Origin of the sequence: Streptomyces sp. SID8374, assembly GCF_009865135.1 — a bacterium.
In the GTDB taxonomy this organism is placed as follows: domain Bacteria; phylum Actinomycetota; class Actinomycetes; order Streptomycetales; family Streptomycetaceae; genus Streptomyces.
On sequence record NZ_WWGH01000001.1, the window covers coordinates 4,261,016 to 4,281,559 of the forward strand.

General features: G+C 69.5%; 33 protein-coding genes. 13 read left to right on the forward strand and 20 right to left on the reverse strand.

The window, feature by feature from the left end; translation table 11 throughout:
- Positions 1–93: 93 nt before the first annotated feature.
- The 13 genes from GTY67_RS18815 to GTY67_RS18875 all read left to right on the forward strand — a co-directional run bounded on the left by GTY67_RS18815 (position 94) and on the right by GTY67_RS18875 (position 7,735).
- Entirely contained in the window at positions 94–300 is a 207-nt protein-coding gene (locus GTY67_RS18815; RefSeq protein ID WP_161279411.1) for a DNA-binding protein, read from the forward strand.
- Positions 301–428: 128 nt separating this feature from the next.
- The gene (locus GTY67_RS18820) at positions 429–863 is read left to right on the forward strand and encodes a hypothetical protein (protein WP_161279412.1); all 435 of its coding nucleotides are present in this window, start codon (positions 429–431) and stop codon (positions 861–863) included.
- 102 nt (positions 864–965) lie between these two features.
- A complete protein-coding gene (locus tag GTY67_RS35045; protein ID WP_237502653.1) occupies positions 966–1,505 on the forward strand; it encodes a hypothetical protein in 540 nt (179 codons plus the stop codon).
- The gene (locus tag GTY67_RS18830; protein WP_161279413.1) at positions 1,502–2,776 is read left to right on the forward strand and encodes an AAA family ATPase; all 1,275 of its coding nucleotides are present in this window, start codon (positions 1,502–1,504) and stop codon (positions 2,774–2,776) included. Before GTY67_RS35045 ends, GTY67_RS18830 begins: the two co-directional genes overlap by 4 nt.
- Before the next feature lie 243 nt (positions 2,777–3,019).
- Positions 3,020–3,223, forward strand: a complete 204-nt coding sequence (locus GTY67_RS18835) for a hypothetical protein (RefSeq protein WP_161279414.1) — start codon at positions 3,020–3,022, stop codon at positions 3,221–3,223.
- Entirely contained in the window at positions 3,220–3,591 is a 372-nt protein-coding gene (locus GTY67_RS18840) for a hypothetical protein (protein ID WP_161279415.1), read from the forward strand. The genes GTY67_RS18835 and GTY67_RS18840 overlap by 4 nt, the downstream gene beginning before the upstream one ends.
- Positions 3,592–3,667: 76 nt before the next feature.
- Entirely contained in the window at positions 3,668–4,375 is a 708-nt protein-coding gene (locus tag GTY67_RS18845; RefSeq protein WP_161279416.1) for a hypothetical protein, read from the forward strand.
- A gap of 86 nt (positions 4,376–4,461) precedes the next feature.
- Positions 4,462–5,115 (forward strand): hypothetical protein, encoded by a 654-nt coding sequence (locus GTY67_RS18850; RefSeq protein ID WP_161279417.1) that lies wholly within the window; start codon positions 4,462–4,464, stop codon positions 5,113–5,115.
- A 101-nt stretch (positions 5,116–5,216) separates the two neighbouring features.
- On the forward strand, positions 5,217–5,462 hold the full coding sequence (locus tag GTY67_RS18855; RefSeq protein ID WP_161279418.1) for a hypothetical protein: 246 nt from the start codon (positions 5,217–5,219) through the stop codon (positions 5,460–5,462).
- Positions 5,463–6,011: 549 nt separating this feature from the next.
- Positions 6,012–6,368 (forward strand): hypothetical protein, encoded by a 357-nt coding sequence (locus GTY67_RS18860; RefSeq protein WP_161279419.1) that lies wholly within the window; start codon positions 6,012–6,014, stop codon positions 6,366–6,368.
- Positions 6,358–6,771, forward strand: a complete 414-nt coding sequence (locus GTY67_RS18865; protein WP_161280167.1) for a helix-turn-helix domain-containing protein — start codon at positions 6,358–6,360, stop codon at positions 6,769–6,771. Before GTY67_RS18860 ends, GTY67_RS18865 begins: the two co-directional genes overlap by 11 nt.
- Positions 6,768–7,460 (forward strand): hypothetical protein, encoded by a 693-nt coding sequence (locus GTY67_RS18870; protein WP_161279420.1) that lies wholly within the window; start codon positions 6,768–6,770, stop codon positions 7,458–7,460. The genes GTY67_RS18865 and GTY67_RS18870 overlap by 4 nt, the downstream gene beginning before the upstream one ends.
- Positions 7,457–7,735, forward strand: a complete 279-nt coding sequence (locus GTY67_RS18875) for a hypothetical protein (RefSeq protein ID WP_161279421.1) — start codon at positions 7,457–7,459, stop codon at positions 7,733–7,735. Before GTY67_RS18870 ends, GTY67_RS18875 begins: the two co-directional genes overlap by 4 nt.
- 130 nt (positions 7,736–7,865) lie before the next feature.
- On the opposite strand, the gene GTY67_RS34610 is transcribed toward GTY67_RS18875, so the two are convergent.
- The 20 genes from GTY67_RS34610 to GTY67_RS18965 form a co-directional block, all read right to left on the reverse strand.
- A complete protein-coding gene (locus GTY67_RS34610; RefSeq protein WP_202461492.1) occupies positions 7,866–8,003 on the reverse strand; it encodes a hypothetical protein in 138 nt (45 codons plus the stop codon).
- 22 nt (positions 8,004–8,025) lie between these two features.
- A complete protein-coding gene (locus GTY67_RS18880; protein WP_161279422.1) occupies positions 8,026–8,505 on the reverse strand; it encodes a hypothetical protein in 480 nt (159 codons plus the stop codon).
- A 187-nt stretch (positions 8,506–8,692) separates the two neighbouring features.
- Positions 8,693–8,860, reverse strand: a complete 168-nt coding sequence (locus GTY67_RS34615; protein WP_202462322.1) for a hypothetical protein — start codon at positions 8,858–8,860, stop codon at positions 8,693–8,695.
- Between the two features lie 163 nt (positions 8,861–9,023).
- Entirely contained in the window at positions 9,024–10,229 is a 1,206-nt protein-coding gene (locus GTY67_RS18885; protein WP_161279423.1) for a helix-turn-helix transcriptional regulator, read from the reverse strand.
- 135 nt (positions 10,230–10,364) lie between these two features.
- The gene (locus GTY67_RS18890) at positions 10,365–10,550 is read right to left on the reverse strand and encodes a DUF397 domain-containing protein (RefSeq protein ID WP_161279424.1); all 186 of its coding nucleotides are present in this window, start codon (positions 10,548–10,550) and stop codon (positions 10,365–10,367) included.
- Positions 10,543–11,148, reverse strand: coding sequence for a DUF5753 domain-containing protein (locus tag GTY67_RS18895; protein WP_161279425.1), 606 nt, complete (start codon positions 11,146–11,148; stop codon positions 10,543–10,545). Before GTY67_RS18895 ends, GTY67_RS18890 begins: the two co-directional genes overlap by 8 nt.
- Before the next feature lie 200 nt (positions 11,149–11,348).
- On the reverse strand, positions 11,349–13,493 hold the full coding sequence (locus tag GTY67_RS18900) for an ATP-binding protein (RefSeq protein ID WP_237502654.1): 2,145 nt from the start codon (positions 13,491–13,493) through the stop codon (positions 11,349–11,351).
- Between the two features lie 86 nt (positions 13,494–13,579).
- Entirely contained in the window at positions 13,580–14,002 is a 423-nt protein-coding gene (locus tag GTY67_RS18905) for an NUDIX hydrolase (RefSeq protein WP_161279426.1), read from the reverse strand.
- 43 nt (positions 14,003–14,045) lie between these two features.
- Positions 14,046–14,369, reverse strand: a complete 324-nt coding sequence (locus GTY67_RS18910; protein ID WP_161279427.1) for a hypothetical protein — start codon at positions 14,367–14,369, stop codon at positions 14,046–14,048.
- 52 nt (positions 14,370–14,421) lie between these two features.
- Positions 14,422–14,568 (reverse strand): hypothetical protein, encoded by a 147-nt coding sequence (locus GTY67_RS18915; protein ID WP_161278855.1) that lies wholly within the window; start codon positions 14,566–14,568, stop codon positions 14,422–14,424.
- 28 nt (positions 14,569–14,596) lie between these two features.
- Positions 14,597–14,803 carry a hypothetical protein gene (locus GTY67_RS18920; protein WP_161279428.1) on the reverse strand — a complete coding sequence of 69 codons (207 nt, stop codon included), beginning with the start codon at positions 14,801–14,803 and terminating at the stop codon, positions 14,597–14,599.
- Between the two features lie 45 nt (positions 14,804–14,848).
- Positions 14,849–15,034, reverse strand: coding sequence for a hypothetical protein (locus GTY67_RS18925; RefSeq protein WP_161279429.1), 186 nt, complete (start codon positions 15,032–15,034; stop codon positions 14,849–14,851).
- A 38-nt stretch (positions 15,035–15,072) separates the two neighbouring features.
- Complete coding sequence (locus GTY67_RS18930; RefSeq protein WP_161279430.1) at positions 15,073–15,387, reverse strand: hypothetical protein; 315 nt, start codon at positions 15,385–15,387, stop codon at positions 15,073–15,075.
- Positions 15,384–16,436 (reverse strand): conjugal transfer protein, encoded by a 1,053-nt coding sequence (locus tag GTY67_RS18935; protein WP_161279431.1) that lies wholly within the window; start codon positions 16,434–16,436, stop codon positions 15,384–15,386. The genes GTY67_RS18930 and GTY67_RS18935 overlap by 4 nt, the downstream gene beginning before the upstream one ends.
- Positions 16,433–16,786: an HNH endonuclease gene (locus GTY67_RS35545; RefSeq protein ID WP_161279432.1), complete on the reverse strand. Its 354-nt coding sequence runs from the start codon at positions 16,784–16,786 to the stop codon at positions 16,433–16,435. Before GTY67_RS35545 ends, GTY67_RS18935 begins: the two co-directional genes overlap by 4 nt.
- Positions 16,783–16,974, reverse strand: a complete 192-nt coding sequence (locus tag GTY67_RS35550; RefSeq protein WP_161279433.1) for a hypothetical protein — start codon at positions 16,972–16,974, stop codon at positions 16,783–16,785. Before GTY67_RS35550 ends, GTY67_RS35545 begins: the two co-directional genes overlap by 4 nt.
- On the reverse strand, positions 16,971–17,390 hold the full coding sequence (locus GTY67_RS18950) for a hypothetical protein (protein WP_161279434.1): 420 nt from the start codon (positions 17,388–17,390) through the stop codon (positions 16,971–16,973). Before GTY67_RS18950 ends, GTY67_RS35550 begins: the two co-directional genes overlap by 4 nt.
- Positions 17,387–18,397, reverse strand: coding sequence for a hypothetical protein (locus GTY67_RS18955; protein ID WP_161279435.1), 1,011 nt, complete (start codon positions 18,395–18,397; stop codon positions 17,387–17,389). Before GTY67_RS18955 ends, GTY67_RS18950 begins: the two co-directional genes overlap by 4 nt.
- 103 nt (positions 18,398–18,500) lie before the next feature.
- Complete coding sequence (locus GTY67_RS18960; RefSeq protein WP_161279436.1) at positions 18,501–19,316, reverse strand: sigma factor; 816 nt, start codon at positions 19,314–19,316, stop codon at positions 18,501–18,503.
- Positions 19,313–20,359: a hypothetical protein gene (locus GTY67_RS18965; protein WP_161279437.1), complete on the reverse strand. Its 1,047-nt coding sequence runs from the start codon at positions 20,357–20,359 to the stop codon at positions 19,313–19,315. The genes GTY67_RS18960 and GTY67_RS18965 overlap by 4 nt, the downstream gene beginning before the upstream one ends.
- Positions 20,360–20,544 lie beyond the last annotated feature (185 nt).

The window sequence follows — 20,544 nt, forward strand, 5'->3', positions numbered from 1 at the left end:
CAGTGTCTGCCTAGGTGGTGCTAGTCTCTGGCTCATGGCCTAACTCTAACATTAGGCAATGCAAATCCGCATGACTGGAGTAGGGAAAACGTGATGGCTGATGAGCTCCTTGAGCCGAAGCGAGTCCACGCCGAGTACGGCTTCACCGCTCAGACCCTCGCCAACTGGCGGTGGATGGGCATTGGGCCCGACTACATCAAGACCAGCCCCGGACGCTCCGGGCGCATCAGGTACCGGCGCAGCGTCATCGAGGCATGGCTGAACGCCCAGACCGTCAACACCGCCGACGGCGCCGCATAGAAACGGCCCCCACCAGATCGCCGGTGCTCGAACACCGGCAGGCAAGGGCCGTCAGTCCCACACACGCCGAAGCCCCGGCTCATCGCTCGCCAGCGACCGGGGCTCCAACAGATAAGGACATCACCATCATGGCAGACGACGCCTTCGGCGAAATCGTCTCCGGCATCACCGCCAGCGGCAGCGCCTTCCACGGGGCAGTCCAGGAAGTACGCGCCGAGCTTCACCGGGCCCACCCTGGCGGCATCGACGTCGCACGGATCGGCCACGAAGCGTGGCGGCGACTCACCCCCGTCCAGCAGGCCCACGCCCTCGACGGCCTGTTCGTCGCCTACATCCTCCGCCTCCACGACGAAGAGCGGGCCACGCGCCTCAACCACGACGCAGCCGGCGGACACACCCACCTCGAAGACGACGACCTCGCGATCCTCCACGACGCCGTCGCCGGCGCCGCACCCATCGGTCCCGACACCGAGATCGACGGGGTCTGCGCCACCGCCCTCGCCAACACCCTCGCCGAGCTCGAACTGCTCCAGCACCGGAGCGTCAACCAGGACGGCAGCTGACGTGCCCCGGCCCGGCCTACACACCAGGGGCCGGGCCACCATGCCCCACCCCCTTCGCGAGACGTTCCCCGCCCCGTCTCGCTCTCGCGAACGGAAGACCACGTGAGTACGACAATCAGCACCGCAGAACAGCTGCGTCGCCGCCGCGAAGCCTCCTACCGCCTGCCTCCACTCGACTGCGGACACCGTGACCCGGAGGACTGCCTTACGGGGTGCGGCCCGCAGTCCGACAACGAAGAAACAGGCCCCAGTGAACTGCTGCTGGAGCTGGCCGAGCAGATTGAGCCCGGCGACGTCGTCGCCCTATGGGCGAGTGCAAAGTCCCTCTTCTTCGCCCACGACTTCCCCGCCTACGCCTCCCTGGAGTGGCGGCAACTCGGCCCCGACGACCCTCGCCGGCTCGCCGCCGCTCTCGACGCAGCCGAGAAGTGGCGCAAGTACGGCACCGATGTCACCCAGTGGCTTGAGGAAGCAAGCGCCCCCAAGCCGCCCATCTGGACCGGCCGTACACAGGCCGAACTTGATGAGGCGGCGAAACCGAAGCCCTCCCACGTACTCCGCGCAACCCCAGGTTGGCCCCCCATAGCCATCCCTGGACAGCCCGGCCGGTACCTCACTCACGCGCAGGAGATGGCGGCTTGACCACGCAATATGAGGTCACCCGGTACTGCACCGAGATGGTGAACGGGCGCCCCTGCGACAACGTCGAGGGGTCGCACTTCGACGGCCGCATGGGACACCCGTTCCGCCCCGCGGCGACGGGATCACCGAACGGAACGGACCCGGGCGGCGAGACGGGTCCGACTCGTTCGCTGCTGCTGAGGCCCGCCTCGCAAATCAAGATCAAGCCGGTTCGGTGGCTCTGGGACACGACGCCCGAGGACTCACCGCCGACCTCGCACGGACGAATCCCCATGTACTCGCTCGTCCTTGCGGCAGGCGGACCTGGCCTCGGCAAGTCTCAGTTCGCGGTATGGCTGACCGCCCGCATCACCACGGGCACCCTGCCCGGCGAGCTCTGGGCGCAGCCCCGACCGGTGATCTACGCGGCTGCCGAGGACTCATGGACGTACACGATTGCCCCGCGGCTGGTCGCAGCCGGAGCCGACCTCGACCTTGTCTTTCACGTGGCTGTGCGGGACGAGGAGATGGCCTATGCGCGTCTCACTCTGCCCGTGGATACGTCTCTGCTGGCCCGTGAGGCGGAGGAGCGGAGCGTTGCGCTGCTGGTGATGGACCCGCTGTTGTCATACATCGACAAGGGCGTCAACGACTACAAGGCATCGGAAGTTCGGTCCGCCCTAGAACCACTGGTCGCAGCGGCGGACCGGCACCACTTCACCATTCTCGGCCTGGCCCACTTCACCAAGGCGGGCGGCACGGACCCTCTCTCACGGGTCGCCGGGTCTGGGGCGTTCGGTCAGCTCATCCGTGGCCTGATCGCCTTCGCGCGCGATGAAGGCGAGGGCGGCACCGACGACAAGTTCGTCATGTCCCTGGAGAAGAACAACCTCGGGCGTCTCGGTCTGCCCTCTCACGAGTACGTCATCCAGCCCGTCACGGTCCAGACCGACGAAGGCCCGTCCTACGTCTCGAAGTTCACGCTCGGGACAGAGACGGACACGTCCGTCCGCAACATCATGCGCGACGAAGCGTCCATCGGCCTGGACAAGGCGGAACGCACCGAAGCCGTCGAGTGGCTGGAGGACTACCTCACCCAAGGCGACCGGGCCGGCGAAGCACTACCGAAGGACGTCCAGGGCGCTGCTGCTAAGGCGGGCATCACCCCGAACGCCCTCCGTGACGCAAAGAAGAAACTCAAGATCAAAAGCGTCAAGCCGAAGGGGGTGAAAGACGCCTCCTGGCTCTGGCAGCTGCCCGACTACGCACCGACCGACGAACCCCCTCCCTAGGTACGCAGTCCACATCTTCCGCATCTTCTCTCTGACCAGCAGATATATACCCCCCACCTTCCCCCCGCCTTCCCCTCATCTTCCCCCCACCTTCTAAATCCTCGAACTGAAGGTGCGGAGAAGAAGAGGGGAAGCGGGGGGAGAAGGTGAGGCGCCAAAACCGCAGGTCAGGCAGAAGATGCGGAAGGTGAGGGCGCTATGCGGCCAGAGAAGCCCAGCAGCCATCCCAATGCAGGAGATCCAGTGACCGCCTCGCAGCCCACCAACGACCTCACCGAAGCCGAAGCGTTCAGCTCGGTCGGGTACCTCGCCCGCAGCCTCGCCCACCTTCGCGCCGGCCACCCCATCACCGACCTCGACGAACCCCACGTGCTGTACGTCGCCCCCACGCAGGTCGACGTCGACAACGCCCGCCACATGAACCAGCACATCAAGGAGACCCCGTGACTGCCCGAACCCTCACCCCCGGCCCGCCCACCGCTCTCGCCGACGACATCCGCGACCACCGGTACGCCATCCTCCAGACCCGCGTAGAGCGCATCCCGAAGCTGGTCAGGGGCCTGACCTGCCAGGAACCCGACGGCTGCACCAAGCCCGCAACCCTCGCAACCCTGGCCATCGAGGGAACCGCCACCGACGACGACAACCCCGGCCTCTACCTGGCGAAGAAGAACGGGCTACCGCTCTGCATCGTCACCTGCGCCGAGCACCGCAGCGAAGCAAGCCACGACCTGTACCGCGACCTGACCGGCCGGATGCGGCCGGACGGCATCCGCGCCTTCGACCTGCCCGGCCAGCACCTCGACTGGTCCTGACCGCACAACGGGCCGGGCCCGCGGTTATCGGGCCCGGCCACTCACCCAGCATCCCACCAACAGGAAGGAGCCGACCATGGACGACACTCCGCTGATCATGTGGGGCCGGTGCCGGTCCGGGCGCCGCTGGTTCTGGGCCGCGTCCGAACACGAGGGCGACCAAGCCCACGGGTGGGCCGACACCCGGGAGGAAGCCGCCCGACAGGGCAACGCCGCCGCGGTGAAGCTCGCCGCCGGCCGCTACGCCAACATCGAGATTCTGCACGGCATTGCCGACGAACGCCTCAAGAGGCTCAACACCGCCAAGAGAGCCGCCCAGCCGCCCCGTAGCGAACGAACAGGGGTCAAGCCGCCCCCGAACCCCATCGGCTACCTGTACGCCATCCAGCCGGGCCGCTGGGACCTTGACGACCGCACCTGGATCGAAGGCGGCATCGTCAAGTTCCCCATCACCAGGAAGACCGCCCGCCGGATCTACTACCTGCGGCGCCGCACCCTGTTCGCGACGGGCCCCGAGTGGGAGCCCGGCTACATCAACCGGCTAGAGCTCGAATCGTTCGGGTCGGTGCGCGTCCCCCACTGGTTCATGTTGTTCGCCGAACCGCCCGAGCTCCCCGACACCAGCCTCCCGCAACCCCGTTGGCACCAACCCGCCCCCGCCCCGGACTTGAAGGCACTGAAGGCCGCCATGGCCGCCGCGCACCCCGACCGGGGCGGCACCGATGCCGAGTTCATCGCCGCCCGCCGCCGGTACGTACAAGCCCGCCACCGGCACGCCACCTGACAGACGTCACCGAAAACGTCCGAACCCGTAGCGCGAACACCCGCACCCGGACAACATCGACACCCCACCCACACCGAAAGGGCCCCATGAGCAGACAACTCACCACCCAGAACGCGACGATCACCACCGCATCAATCCAGGTGCAGGCCCTCACCATCGGCAAGAAGCAGGTAACCCTCGCCGTCTTCCGACAGCTGGAAGACGCGAACATCATCAACACCCTCGATGCCGGGCTCGCAGGCGAACCGTGGGGGAGGGTGAACTACCACCCGGACAAGTGCGCTGACGACAAGGAGCACCTCCACGTCGTCTGGGAGAAGGACGGCGAACTGCGCCGCGCAACCGTGTACGAACCCTCAGTGGCCTCACACCGGCACTTGAAGGCCGGTCTCTACGTCGAGGCGCTTATCGCCGAGGGCTTGACCTACGCTCACCGCGGCAATCAGGCCGGTAGGCCCGACCGGCTCCAGGTCGTCCGCAGCAGAACAGAAGACGGTCCGGGCTTCGCTCAATTTATGCACCGTGGCGTTCAGTTTCGTGGATCCGTTCGCAACGAGTTCACGTTCGCCTTCAACGACAGCAGGCCCGACAGGAGCCGAGAAGAGCTCTGGCATCGCCTGCGCCACGTTGCTGGCCCCGACGCCACCTCAGGGAGCCTCGCCGAGCAGCTGCCTGCCCTCGGCTACACGACGTCCTGGCGACGCCTGAAGGAGTCGCCCCAGCTGTTCATCGCCGTCTGACCCGCACCACGGCCGCCCCCGCGGGACTCGGGGGCGGCCACCACCCAGCATCCCAGTGCTGGTCAACCCGACCAGCACCCAACACCGAGAGAGGCCAACCCATGGACCACAACGCAGTAGCCATCGACCTCATCCGCCGTACCGAGAAGGCCGTCGAACAGGTCGCCCGCCTCGCCGTCGACACCGGCATCACCTTCAAGGTCGCCGACGTCGTCGACGCCGTCGAACGCGACCTCCCCGCCAACTACCCCGGTCCTCCCGCAGACGGAGGATCCACCCGCCGGGACATGATCGCGTCCATGGCGAACAACATCCTCACCGGAGAGATGTACGAAGACCCCGCCTGACGCACGACTCGGACGGGCCCGAAGCAACCGGGCCCGGCCACCCGTAAGGCTCTCATCCACCCAGCCCCCGCCCCGGACTTGGGAACGAGATGGACGTCAACGACATCGTGCAGGAGCGCATAGCCGCCGCACGACGAAAGATCGCCAACGACAAACAACGCCGTACCGAACTCGCCGAAGCACGCAAACACGGCATCGCCGCCAGACACCGGCAGAAGCTAGCACGGCTGTCCCAGTACAGCCCGGACACGCGCGAGACACCGGCAGCAGTCTCGGCACCCAGCAAGCGTGGGGATACGCCCACGGTTGCCAGGCCCCACGAGGGCCCCGCAAACGGCAGTCGCGGGGATACGCCCACAACTGCGGTGCAGAGGACCACGGTTGTGACCGTCAACCTGACGGACGCCAACGACAGCCCCCCTCCGGGAAGGTCAGTCGCACCCCCAGACCAAAGCCCCCTGACCAGTCAGCACCCCGCCCGCGCGCGAGGGACCGGTCATGACCCGATCGCCTTCAGGCGCGCGGGCATGCACGGAAACGGAGAGATCGATGAGTGAGCAGCCGCAGGGCCGTAAGGGTCAGCCGATCGAGGGTCGGGCGGAGTTGGATGCGGCGTGGTCGCGGTTCCGGCGGGCGATGATCCGCCTGGCCCGTGAGGGGCACCGTTCGGATCCGGGGACGTTGGCGAAGCTGAAGCCGATTGTGGCGGAGGCGACGGCGGCGCTGGACCGGTTGACGAGTGAGGCGCATGCGGCGGAGAACGCGTCGGTGCGTAACCGGCGGCTGTTGGAGGCGGAGGAGCAGCGGTTGGGGAAGCTGCTGCGGAAGTCGGCCCGGCAGGGTTCGCCGGGTGCGGTGCGGATGCTGCGGCAGATGGACGAGGGGCGCCCCGATGATGCGGCCTGACGTGGGGGAGGCGGCCCGCCGGCTGCTTCGTCCGGACGGCTCGGTGAGGATCCCCGCGTCCCTTGCTGGCTCGGTGTTGCGGGTCTTGTTGCGGGATGCGGGGGCCAGGCTGAAGGCGGACCAGGGGACGGTGCCTTTGCCGGTGACCAGCTTGTTCTGGGCGTTGGCGTTGGCGGCGGAGCGGGCCGAGGCCGAGGAGGGTTCCGCCCCCGGAACTTCTGCTGACCGGCCGGTCAGTGTGGAGATCAGCACTGCGGAAGCGGCTCGCGAACTTGGGTGCTCCGAGGGCTATGTGAGGCGTCTGGCCCGTGCTGGTCGTCTCCGGGGCCGGAAGGTCGGCCCGGTGTGGTTGGTGGCCGAGGCGGCGATCGTCGCCCCAGAACGGACGGAGACAGCAGCATGAGCGGATTGGCGGAGGCGCAGCGGGAGCTGGCCGACACCCGGGCGGAGATCGCCGAACTCCAGGGGCTGATCGACGGTCTGGAAGAGAAGGTTCGGAACGGTGAGGAGGCCGAGGAGGCGCAACTGCTGGGGGAGCAGTACGGGTTGAAGCGTCTGGCGGAGCTGCGGCAGGAGGCGGCGGAGCGGAAGCTTGCCAAGGCCGAGGCGGCGGAGGAGGCCCGTCGGCGGGGTGAGGCGGAGGAGGCGGCGCGCGCGGATCTGGGGGCGGCGTCGGATGAGGTGATCGCCGACAGGTTCGTGGCGGCGGTGGCTGCTCTCGATGCTCTGGCGGAGGTGTGCGTTCAGCGTGAGACCGCGGTGCGTACCCATCTGAAGGCGTTCGCAGCGCTGGACATGCCGAACGTGGTCGCGAACGAGAACCCGCAGTTCATCATCCGGGTGGGCGACAGCAAGTTCGAGGTGGGTGAGCGGAAGGCTCAGGAGCTGGTGAGCCGGGCGATCAACCGGGTGTATGCGGTGCGGGGTCTGTCGGGGGCGCCGCGTATCGGGATCGGGTCCAGCCCGGTTGAGCGCCTGGTGGCCGCCCGTGTGGGTGTGGGGGAGCAGCAGGCGCGGGAGAAGACCGACACGTCGGCGTTCGCGGAGCTACTCGTGTCGGCGGCCCGCCAGGGCGAGGGGGCGCAGCGATGAGCGAGCAGCTGACGGCCGAGGACGTGGCCCGCATGTCGCCGGAGGAGATCGTGGCGGCGAACGATGCCGGTCTGCTGGAGGCGTACAAGAGCGCCCCGGCGTCGTCTGCCCGCCCGTACTCGGTGCCTACTGATCCGGCGACGGGTGCCCCGGTGCCGCAGTTGGGTGCGGCGGCGTTGGCGGCGATGGGGCCGGAGGAGGTCACGGCGGCGATCCGGGCGGGCAAGTTCGCGGCGCTCTCCGCGGGCCACGACGTGTCGGAACCTGAACCGTAACGAGAGCTACCTAGTGAAAGCGCGAGACGCTTTTGACCAATGATTCGTTGGCTATATGCGGCTTTTGCCTTTGAATCAAAAATGGAGCCCCGACCGCGCGATGGTCGGGGCTCCTGTCGTTGTGCGCGGGTTACGCCTCGGGCTCGGTGGGGATCAGGAACCCCCGTACCGGCCGGGGCTCGTCCGGGTCACGGGAGTCCGGTTCCTGCCCGGCCTTCCACGCGGCCACCATGTCCGCGTAGCGCGGGTCGATCCATTCCTTCGCCATGAGGCACCTCCTGACCAGAAGGCTACGGCCACTCCGGCTTCGGCATCGGCCGGATCGTGCAGTCCGGGGCGTGCTGGCATCGCGCGGCCACCGAGACGAGGGTCTCGTCGGACGGCTCGCCCCACAGCTCGGCGTCCGGCACGTAGCCCAGGTCGGTGATGGCCTCCCGAGTGCGGTCCAGGATCTCCGGGTCGTAGTTCGTCGGGTCGTACCCGGGGAAGTGGTGGACGAAGTTCCCGCCCAGTTCCTCGCACAGCTCGGCGTACATGGCGGTGTGCAGCAGCAGCGCGTGCCACCCCTCGTCGACGATGCGGGAGGGGGCCAGGCCGACGCCGGGGTTGCGGGAGCAGGCGGCCACGAACTTCAGGCCCTCCTCGACGATCCGGCCGGCCATGTCCTGCGACATGTTCGGGTTGGCGTCCATGACGGTGGTGCGGCAGCTGGTGAACCGCTCGTCGGTGATGAGGCCTCGGGCGATGACGGGTAACTGGCCTACGCTCATGGTGATCTCCTTCTTCTGGTTGGGGGTCGCCCGCCCGGTCGCGGTCCTTCCAGGGAGTGCGCGGCCGGGTGGGAGTCTGTGGGCGGTTCGGCGTGCCAGAGCAGGGTGATGCCGTGCTCGGGGCAGTGAGCGCCGGTGTCGTCCTCGATGGGGAAGTCGTGCACGTCGCCGTCGGCGTAGCACCGGGTCACCGTGCAGGGCTCACGCACTTGGGGCACTGGCACGGGGGGAACTGGTGGGAGGCCTCGGGCCGCTCCAGCGGCTTCACCGCGGTCTCTTCCCGCACGATCCGGGTGATCCCGGCGCGGTTCACCTCGTACACCCGCAGCGTCATCCGCGCGGTCTCGGCGCTCATGCTCGCCCCCTGAGGGATGGGGCGGCGCCGGCCGGATCCTGGCGGGGGGACCGGCGCCGCTGTCGTGTCAATCACGCTAGGTGTCTGCGCGATCACACCCCAGGGGCGTACCCCACCACTCTAGGCAGCACCTAGGCGGTCAGGTAGGACGTAGCGCCCTAGCTCACAGGGCCGGGTCTACCCCCAACCGGGACGCGAGGCCGCGCAGCGTCGAGTTCCGACGGCGCTCGGCCTCCAGCATCTCCCGCACCGTCGCCGCCGCCCCCGCCTGAAACTTGATCCACTCCGGCTGGTCGGCTTCGACCTCTAGGAGCAGCTCCAGGGCGCCCGGGTTGTCGCCTACCTGGTAGCGGGCCTGCGCCACATCCACCCGGTACGACGCGGAGTGCACCGGGCGGCTGATAGTTCCTAGGTCGACCCCGGCCGACGCGGTCAACGCCACGTCGGGGCGCCCTATGGACCCGGCGAGCGCGATGTTCACCTGCTGGGTGCGGACGTCGGTCACGCTGAACGCGGTCCCGTAGGTCTTCACGGGCCCGGACTGCACCGCGGCGGACTCGGCCAGCGTGAGCAGCTGCATCGCCTCATCGTGGTGGTCGGCCCGCGCTGCCGGGGTGGCCGCGGCGATGAGGAGGTTGCCGTACACGGCGAGCTGGTCCGCTGTCGCGCGCCGGCGCGCCGGCTCCAGCTGGTCGGCTTTCCGCTCGGCGACATCGCGAGCTTGCTCCCACCGGCCTTGGCGCAGCAGCACCCACGACAGGGTGGAGACACCCATGCCTTCGAGGAGCGGATCGGATGCCCGTGCGGCGGCGGCTAGCTGCTTCTCGACGGCCGTGTACGCCCAGTCGGGGTGGCCGGACTGGGTGGAGAGCGACGCAGCTAGCTGGTAGGCCAGTGCAAGGCTCCGCCACACGGTCTCGGTGTCGTGCTGCCGTGCGGTGGCCCTGCCGTCGCGCAGGAGGCCTGGCAGGGTCGCGGCGAGCTCGGAGTACCCGCCGGACCAGTACGTCGCCGTAGCGGCCCGTACCTGTTCTGCCCATGCGGTTGGGCCGGGCGGGTCTTCGAGGTCGGCGTCGCCGAGGACGCCGGGCAGGGAGCCGGGGTCCTGGATCGCGTCGCGGAGGGCGAGGAGGCCGCCGTCGTCGGTGAGTTGCTGGGTCACGGTGGGTTGTCCTACGAGGCGTTCGAGCTGGACGTCGAGTGCGCGGGCGAGCGCCCGTAACGTGTTGATACGCGCGGACTCCCGCACGTTCTGCTCAAGCTTCCGGATGGTGTCGACCGACACGTTGCTGCGTCGGGCCAGTTCGTCTTGGGTGATGTCGCGGAACTCTCGCAACGCGCGGATGCGGTCGCCAATGCTGGTGTTCATGTGGACCCCCGCCAGAAGGTGTGGGCCCACGGTACTCCGCGCGGCGAACGGTGACCCCGGACGCACGAAAGCGCCCCTGCCCGGCCGGTGAAGGCAGGAACAGGGGGCGCGTGACGAATTGCGTTACGTATTTCGTTACACCTGGTGGCCCTTGGCCCAGTCGACCATGGCGGCGAACGAGCCGGGGGTGACGCTGATGCGGGGCCCGGTGCGCCGCTTGGAGTCCCGGACGAGAACTTCGCCGGCCGGGCGGGCGACCTCGACGCACGCCCCGGTGTCGGTGTAGCTGGACAGCTGCCAGGTCAGTTCGTCGTCACGCATGGGTGAGTCGCTTTCTCGCGGCTTCGATCATCCGAAGCGAGTCCACCGGGCTCGCCGCCCGCTCTCCCACATTGTCGCTGGCATGGATGAACGACAAGGCCTGTTCCGGGGTGTTGATGACCGTGGTGCCCGCCAGGTGCTCGATGAACACGCTGCGCCCCGGGCGGGAGCGGTAGACGGTGAACGGCCCGTACAGGCCCGGGTGAGCTTGCCCTTGGGGCAGGACCCGCACTTCGAGGGTGGGGCGCAGGGCGAGGAGCGTCATGAGGTGGTCAAGCTGTGCGGCGAGGGTGGCCGGCCCGCCGACAGGCTGTGTGAGGACGTTCTCCCCGATGACGAACCGGGCTGTACGCCCGGCTGCGCGCCCCAGGGTGTCGATGCGCACGGTTCGGCCGGTGGCCCGCTTCTCGACGTCGTGCGGGGGCAGGGCGGGTGCGGACGCGCGAATGGTGGCGCGAGCGTAGTCGGCGGTCTGGAGCATCCCCGGCATGAGGGTGGGGTGCCATCCGTGGATGTGGTCCGCTGACTCTTCGAGGGCGAGCAGCCGGTCGAGGTGCTCGTCGAGGGAGGCCGGTTCGGGTGCTGCTGTGAGGCTCACAGGGGCTCCTGTAGAAGGTGGTTGGCGGTACGAGGGGAGGGAGGCAGCCATGGGCGCTGGGAGGCCCGATTCTGGCCCTTTCCGGGGCCGCCACGGGTCAACTCCCTGCCTCCCTGTCGGACTGTTCTTGCTGATCAAGGGCGGTTTCGGGGTGCGGGGAGGCAGAAAGGGAGAACTCCCCGCCTCCCCGCCACCTCCCCCTACTCGCCGGCGTCGTTCGACCGGTTCAAAACGGCCGCCAGAAGGCGCTCCGCACTGACGTGCATCACCCCGCCCGTCTTGTACGGCTCGGCGCCCAACGGCTCCAGGTACTGCGTCAGATCGGCGAACGTCCACTCCGTGTACTCGGCCCGGTTCAGCTCCGTCAGCCGCTGCAACACCTCCTGGGTGCGCAGCTTCGGCTCGTCGCCCATGACCCGGATGATGTCCGCGAGGTGGTCGACCGGTGCGGCCGGCTTCTCGACGTCTGCCCGGGTGACGACTTGGGCGCGCGCCCGCTTCGCCCGATCCGCCACCTCGGCGGCCTGGTCGCCGTCGATGTAGTGCGTCCGCACCGTCACCGACGTCTGCCCCGGGCCCAACTGGAGCCCGTCACCGGCAACGACGACCGTGCCCTTGTCGAGGCCCTGCCGCAGCTTGTGCGGGGCCGCCCCACCAGCGACAGCGGCATCACCGATCGCCATGCGGGCCTGCGACTCCGTGCCCAGGACCAGCGACGAACGGATGTGGTTGCCCTCACGGGACCGCTTGGGCAGGTTGTCGTTCGTCGGGTCCTGGGTGCCCTCCCACGTGGTGACGTTCACCGCCCGCCCCTGGTCGTGGATCGCCTTGATCGCCCGGAAGTAGCGGGACGTGGCTCTGGCCCCACCGAGGGGGTTCTTGTGCTCGTCAACAGCCCCGGACCCGTAGGCGACCTGCGCTTCGTCGACGATGACGACCAACGGCCGGTGCTCGTCGCTGGGGTTGAGGATTCGCCGGTTCATCTCCTGCACGGCCCCTTCGACCATCTCCGTCACGGCGAGGACGTGGTCGTCGGTCGGCCCCTGGATCAGCACGGTGGCCAGGCCGTTGAACATCTTCCAGTCGCCGATGCCCTTGAGGTCACCGATACGGAACTCGACCCGCGGGTCGAACGCCAACCACAACGCCAACGCCCGCAGGGACGCGGTCTTGCCCTGGTTGGACAGGCCGGTGATGAGCAGCATCCGCTGGAACAGGCTGACCAGGGCGGCATCTCCCCGCAGATCCTGGCCCCACGGGGCCCGCCCGTTCTTGTAGTCGGCCCTGACGTCCATGTCGGTGACCAGCGGAGACGGGCCGATCGGCTCATCGAGTGCACCACTGTCAGCGATCCACAACCGGACGGTGCGCGGGGCCGGCGGGATGCTGATGAACACCTCGTGCTCGTGACGGTTCAGGTTCTCCGCGAGCTTCTTCCGCCGGTTCTGGATCTCCTCCGTCGACACCCCGGACGGCAGGTGAACCTCGACCTCGACCCCGCACCCGGCGATCACAATGGGGCTGAGCATCTGCGCCCCGACATCCCCCATCTCCTTGATCGCGGTCTTCAGCGTGCCGATGCCCAGGTCACGCATAGCGGTGACGACGATCGACGGGGTGATCGGCGCCCCTTCACCGGTGCGGAGCTTGGCGGGCAGCGCCCACTGGGGTGCGGTGTGCTGGTGCTTGCCGACCGCCCACAGGCCGGCGAGGAGCGCCCACGGCAGCAGCATCGACGCCACCCCCCACACCACCGTGCCGATGATGACGGCCCACCGGATCGCGTCGATGAACAGCATGGCGGGGACCAGGACGTCACCGATGTCCTCGTTGGCGATGGCCAGGGCCACCCCCGTACCGAGGAGGACCCCGGCGCCGACCCCGGCACCGGCCAGGGCGCTCTTGCCCAGCTGCTGCGGGGAGGCGAGGAGTTCCATACGGCGGCGGTGGCGGGCGGCCCGGAACTGCTGGCCACGCTCCTCCCACTCCTTGGCCTCGTCCAGGTTCCCGGCAGCTTCCGCGGCACGGATCATCCGCTCGTACCGGGCGGCGCTGCGCCCGTCCCACGCCCGGCGGGTGACGATGCGGGCCCCTCCGGCCAGGTACCCGGTGTGCCGCACCGCCAGGTGCCCCACGGCAAGGGTCCGGTCGTGGGTGGCGAAACGCTTGACCGCCCGCCCGGTACGGCGGTGCAACCGGGGCTTCGGCTCGACCTCGACGGCGGCCTTGGCCTGCGGTTCAGCCGGTGCGGCGGGCGCCGGAACCTTGTCGAGGAGCTCGGGCGGTACGGGGTGGAGCTTGGCCACCGTGTGCCCGTTGACGGGCCGGGGGGTGGTGTCGGTCATGATGTTCTCTCCTGCTGGTCTTGTGGCTGGTCAGGGGCACGGGGCGGCCGGCTGTCTTGGCGGATGACGGCCGCCCCGTGGTGGAGCTAGCTGGTGGTGCGGTTCGTGGCGGCGGCGATGATGTCCGCGTGGTCGAACGCCAGCGGCGGCAGGGAGCCCAGCGGCCACCACTCGGCGCGGGTCGCGTCGTCACCGGCCTCGATGGGTGTGCCGGGCAGAACGGTGAGGTGGTAGGCGACGGTGACGTACCGGCCGCGCGGGTCCCGGTCGGGCCGGTCGAACGTGCCGACCTGCACCAGTTCGTCCGGTGCCGCGTACACGCCGGCTTCCTCGGCGAGCTCGCGGGCGGCGGCGGTACGGCTGGTCTCACCGGGGTCGACGTGACCACCAGGCAGCGCCCACTGGCCCTTGAACGGGTCCCAGCCGCGCTGGATCAGCAGGACGTGCCCGTCGGTCGTGGTGACGACGACGTCGGCGGTGTAGCGGATCGTCTCGAACGTCTCGGTCATGACGCCTCTTCTTGGGTGATTGGGCGGGTGTCCGGTGGTGGAGCTACTGCTGTTCGGCCTTGTTCACGGCCCGCTCGGACCGCTTGAGCTGCTGTTCGGCGTTCCGCAGCGCCTGCCGGGCCGCCGCCTTCTCCTCGCGGGACGCGGTGCGCACGGCGGCCTTGGCCTGTGCGACGGCCTGCCGGTCGTTGCCGCGGACGTCGTACAGGGCGTTCAGCTCCCGCTCACCGCGCTCGGCGGCCACCTTGTCGATGCGGTCGATGCGCTGCCGCAGCTGCGGGTCGACGTTGTCGGCGAGGGCCTGGCGGAAGCCCTTACGGAACAGTCGGCCGCGTTCGCGGGACTCGGCCCGGGTGTAGCTGTACATGGGTGTCCTTCCTGGTCAGGTAGCAGATGCGTGAAGGCGGTACTGGTGGCAGTTAGTCGACGAGGTCGTCTGCGGTGAGGCCGCCGGGGCAGTCGTGGGCGGTGGCACCCTCGGTGGTGACGATCACGGTGGTGACGGTGTCGGGGGCGGTCCGCTCAGTGGTCACGAAACCGCCGGTGGTGGTGGTCTGCTCGGGCATGGGGGTCTCCTCGGGGTTCACGGGCTGGTCAGACGGTGTCGGTGGTGAGGGCGGCGGCGGCCTTGGCGATGTCGGCGTACACGGTGGCGAGTCCGCCGTAGATCGCGATGTGCTCGGCGCTCTGCGAGGCGCTGTTGAAGCTGCTGCTGGCGAGCCGGTCGGCCTTGTCGGCGAGAGCGACGGCCTTGTTCAGGGAGTGGGTGCCGATCTCCTGCGGGGTCTTCTGGTCGCTCATGGCGGTGTCCTTCCGGTGGTGTGGTGCTGGGGTGGGGTGGGGTGGTCAGCGGTGCAGGCGCAGGCGCTCCAGGACGTGGCGGACCTCGGTGTTGTTTGTCCTCCAGCCCGCGCACAGGGCGACGTGGGTGACCTCGGAGGGGCTGACCTGGCCGCGTTCGCGGTGCATGGTCCGGGCGACACGGGCGATGAACGTGCGCCGCTGACGGGCGGCATGGTGACGGGCACTCATGGGTGGTTCCTTTCGGCTGAACGTGCAGGTGGGGGCGGCTACTTGGTCTTCTGGATGTCCCGCCAGATGGAGCGCAGGACGAGGGCGAGGATCGCCACGGTGAGGGCGACGGCTGCGGTGGCCAAGGCGGCGGCGGTGAACGCGAGGAGGAGGAAAGGGCCGCCGACCAAGGCCGCACCCCCGATAGCGACCCACTTCGCGGCGCCACCGCTGCTCTGGGACGCGGCGGGTGCGGGTGCCGGGGGCTGCTGGGTGAGCTGCTGCGCCTGGAGCACGGCCGCGATGAGGGCCAGCTGCTCGGAGTTCGCCGCAGCCTCGACCGCGTCCCTCTTGGCCTTCTCGATGTCGCTCATTCCGACACCGCCGGCCGCAGCAGACGAACGGGGGGCTCGGTCTCCTCGGCGGTGCGCGCCTCCTCTTCGAGGCGGGCGAACACCTTCTTCACGTAGGAGGTGCTGCGGGTGGCCTGGCGGGCTGTCTCGGCCACGGAGGTGCCCAAAACGAACCCTGCCCGGATGACGTTCGCGGCGACCCCCGCAGGCAACCTCTCGTCGCTGTCGGCGGGCACCTCGTCGTCCTCTTCGACGCCGGGTGCCTCCAGGTCCCACACCCGGTGGCCACCGCAGATGACCAGCGGCTTCACCTCCGGGGCCGCAGGTGCGGGTTCGAGCTCCGGGGCAGGGGGGGCGGTCACCTCTTCGGGGGTGTTGGTGGTCACCTCGACCCGCTCGACAACCGTCTCGGTGGGAGGCTGGGGGGTGTCGATGTGGAACATGTTCAGCAGCGCCGCATCCGCCCCTTCGGCGAGCCGGTCGCGCTGCACCTGGACCAGGCGAACGCCCAGCTCGGTGTCACCGACCCCGACCTTCTTCGCGAGGCGCCACGACGTCAGCTCCGACGACTTCCGCACCCACCCGAGCGGATGGTTCACGGCCCGGGACCGGTGGTACGCCAGGCGCTGCACCGTCTGCGCGTTCCGCCGCTGCACCTCCAGGTCGACGCCGGTGCGGTGCACCACAACCCGCCGGGCGAGGAATGCCAGGCCCTCGGCGCCGGCGGTCATCCCCATCGGTGTCAGGCCGAAGATGATGGCCTGCCCGGTGGTGCTGGCGGCGGTGACGCCCATGGCTGCGGCGGCTGCCGGGAGCAGCCACAGGGCGGCCCTGGCGACGGGTGACGACGTCTGGTTGAGGAGCGTCGTCACCAGCAGGGCGAGGGCGGCTACGGCGGTGGCGCCTTCACCGGCGGCCAGGGCGCCGATCGCGGTCCCCGACCCGTACTTGCCGGACAGGTTGGTGAAGGTCCCGATACCTCCGGCGACCGCGACCGCGACCATGGGGAGGGCCGTCGCGACGAGGAGGATCACCTGCCCCCAGGTGAGTTTCCGTGCCGTGCTGTTCATCGGCTTCCGTTCTGGTCGAATCCGGCGTAGTCGCCGGGCGGGTAGACGTAGGCGGCGAGGGCGCCCCGGGCGTGGGCGAGCAGCAGGTACGCCACCGTCCACGGGAGGGCCGCCCCTTTGGCCTCGTTGCAGGGGTGGCAGGCGAGGACGAGGTTCACCAGGTCGTTCGCCCGCCACATCGACCACGGGACGTAGTGGTCGAGAGTCGCGTCGGACAGGTCTTCGGCGAGCGGGGTCCGGCAGTAGTGGCAGCGGAGCCCGTCCCGGGCGGCGACGCACCCGCGAAGGTGACGTCGCCGCCGGGAACTGCCCCGGCCCTTCTTGTTCCGGTGCTTCGACGGGGAGGTCACCGGGTGGCCCCGGTCTGGCCGAGTGCGCGGGTGAACATGTGGCCGAAGTGCCGGGCCCCGTACCGGTCGCCGGTGGCGTGGGCGACGGTCAGAAGGTTCCTGACCTGGTCGGCCGGGGGGCACGGGCGGCGGGCGTTGTGCAGGGCGGTGGTCTCGGTGGGCCGGCGAACCGGGCGGCTGCTGCTCACTGGCCCTCACCGGCCCGGATCGCTTCGACCTGGTCGGCCGCCTGGTCGATGAGGTCGGCCAGCTCCCGGAACGCCACGGCGAAGCGGCGGGCGTCCGCCGGACCGACAGGGAATTCCTCGGTGTCCGTCTGGATGACGACCAGCACCGTGGAACCGGTCGGGTCGTAGGGGTGCTGGGAGATGTGCACCGGGCCGACACCGACCTCGCCGTGGGAGGTGGGGGCGGTCACTGCCCACAGCGGTTCGCTCTTGTGGGCGATCTCCGCCTTCGTCCGCGAAGTGCGGTAGGGGTGCTCGTACCTGCACCACGGCGGGCAGGCGATCCGCACTTCCCCGGCGTCGAGGGTGGTGAGGGTGAGGGTGCCGTCGCTGTTGCGGCGGGGCTCGGGGGCCACCGTGGGCCGGTCGCCGCTCACTTGTCGGCCGCCTTCGCGGCCTGGTGGCGGATCTCCGCGGCGAACTCGGCCAGCTCGTCGGCGAATGCGACGGCCTCGATCAGCGGCATGATGTGCGTGCCCTGCTCGTCGTCGATGAGGATGTGCGGCTTCCGCTCCGCCTCCAGCTCGCTGAACGGGTCCACGCCGATCCGGGCGTGCATCAGCAGCACGTCCTCGTCGCTGTTGGCTGCCCCGGTCAGCGTCAGGTCGACGGAGGCGCTGGCGTGGATGATGTCTTCGATCGGCCCCGTGTGCTCGTGGTGGGCCTCGGTGCACCAGTCGTAGCAGTCGACCTGCACCGTGACCTGGCGGACCGGGCGGGCCGTCGCCGGGCCCTTGGTCTGGGTCGCCAGGTCGGGGGTGATGCTGTTCAGGAAGTCCCGGATGATCGGCTCACGGTCGGCCTGCGGCAGGCTCCGCGACAGCCAGATTTCACCGTCGCCGATCTGGCCGGCGAAGTAGGCGTAGTCCCCGATCTGGAGCGCCTTCGGGTCGACCTCCTCGACGGTGACCCCGAGGAGCGTCAGCAGCTTGTCGAGGGGCATCTGCGCGGTCTCACCGACGGTCATGGACTGCCACAGCGCCCACAGGTCTTCGGTCGACGTGGGAGACGTCGGGGCGGGCTCCGGTGCCCTCTTGGAGTACGTCTGCTCGACGGGGCTGATCCGGGCCAGGAGCTCCCTGATGATCGGTTCCCGGTCCGTCTGCGGCAGGGTGCGCTCGACCTGGATCTCGGCTTCCCCGATGCGGCCGTGGAAGTAGGCGACGATGCCGTCAGCGGCCAGCTCGCCGGGCTCAACCTCGATGAGGGTGACGCCCATGCCGGTGAGGAGCTCGGCGACGGGAATCGTCGCGACGTCTCCGAGGGTGACGGCCTTCCAGAAGGAGGCCGGGTCGACGGGGGCGGCGGTGGTGGCCGGCGGGGCGACCGGCGCCCCGGACTGGCGGAACGTGGCGGGAACGTTGGTGCGGGCGGTGCTGCTCATGGCAGGTCTCCTCAAAGCGGGTGAGGGGCCCCGGCCGGCGGACGACACACGTCCGGCCGGGGCAGTCCCGGAACCGCGGGACACGGTGGTGGGGCAGGGGCCGTCAGGCCGAGGTGAGCTGGCGTCCAGAGCGGACGGAGTAGCAACCGCCCGACTGCTCGACCGGCTGGTTCGCGTACTGCCAGGCCGTCGGGTCGGTCGCCGTCTCGACGGTGTTCCGCTTCACCCGGTAGTGGTCGATGACCGTGTGCCGGGCGATCGTCCGCAGCCACGCCCGCACCTGGGCGTCGGTGGTGGCCCGGCACTTCGGCCACGCCTTCCACGCCCGGATGAACGCTTCGGCCGTCAGATCCTCCGCGAGGGCGAAGTTCCGGTCACGAACCTCGGCGAGGACCACCCCGGTCACGAAGCCCTGCTGCGCCGCGTACAGGTCGCCGAACGCCCGCTTCCGCTGCTCGGCACGCTCAGCGTTCCGCAGCTTCGCGTCCCTGGCCCACGTGCGGCGGCAGGCGCGGCACTGCCGGGCACCGGTCTTGCTGACCTGAGTGTTCGCCTCGTCGAACGGGTGGCCGTGCACGCAGTGCGTTCGCGTCGCCAGCGTGCCGCCGAAGCTGCGACCTGACCTGCCCGCTTCGGCGGTGGTCATCACGAACAGGTGGCCGGGGTTGATGCACCTGCGGTGCAGGCACGTCACCCCGCCCTTGCACGACAGGTCGACCTGGTGGCAGGTCCGGCCGACGGTGTGCCCCTCGGGGATCGGGCCGACGAACTGCTCGTGGGCGATCCGATGGGCGTTCACGGCACGGCCGGCGATTACGAGCCGGGGGTAACCGTTGCTGTTCGTCTTCCCGGTCCAGATCACGCAGCCATCGGGGCCGGGAGTGGTCTTGGTCAGGAGCCGATCGGCGAGGGTCTTCACAGGGCCACCGCCGTACCGGTGGTCGCGGGGGCGAGGTGGGCGGCGGCCTCATCGACCGCGTCGGCCGCGTCCCGCAGGGCCTTGGCGAACGCCACAGCGTCGGCCTGCGTGTCCATCTGGAGACGCATGTTCATCGCGACCGGGTCGAACGCGTAGGCCACGATGTACGGCGCTCCGTCGTCCGGGGACGTCAGCTCGATCGGGAGGGACGAACCCTCGGCGAAGCGGAGCTCTCCCAGCGTGGCGACGCACAGACCGTCGGAGTGCCAGTGCTGGTCACACCCCGGGATCCGGCACCCGTCCGCGATGACCGGGGCGGCCGGGAGGGGGGTGTCGTTGATCTCGACGGTGCCGGTCAGGTCGAACGACCAGTCGACGTAGGCGCCGTGAACGGCCGCCTGCGCCTTCAGGAACGCGTCCATGCCCGTACTGGCCGCACGCCACGCCGCCCGCCGCGGGTCGTCCTCGGGCAGGCCCTCGACCGTCTTCTCGTCGGCGTCCGTGACCGTGGCCTCGAACCGGTCCAAGGCCTGCCGCCAGTCGGCGAGGGTGTCGAGGAGGGGGGCGATGTGGTCGGTGGGCGCCTCGCTGCCGTGGACGGTCTCCAGGGCCCGCAGGCTGTCACCGGTCAGGCCCTCGAAGCGGGCGGCGTATCCGGCGGTGGCGTTCACGTACACCTCGGCCGGGGCCGGCTCGGCGACCGGGGCGGGGGCGACGTACTCGGCGGTCCGCTTGTACGTCACGAACGCCTTGTCGAGAACCGCCGTCTCCGAGGGCAGGAACCCGTTGACCCGGCGCCACTTCCCGTGGACGTTCGACCAGGCCTTGCGGGGCTCGGTGCCCATCTCGGTGCGGTACACCTTCGCCGCGGTGCGGCCGAAGGGGCTTCCGTACTGGTCGGCGAACGCCTGGTCGACACCGCGGCCGGTGAGGTACCGGCGGGCGAGGACCATCCCGGCGGAGATCGTGGTGTAGAGGACGGCCTTGTCGACGGCCGCAGCGGCGTCGATCCGACGATGACGCGACGTGAGAGCATGACTCACAGCGGTACTCCTGTTCGCTCAGGTGTGTCCGTGAGGCCCTCGTTCGGTGTCTCTAGCACCGGCGGGGGCCGCTTCAATGTGACTGCTAATGCAGATTAGCATTGGAAGATGCGATAGGGCAAGCCTGTCGTGCGGGAGTATCGCGGGCGGCGCACTGGCCGCAGTACACATTCAGTACGGGTGAT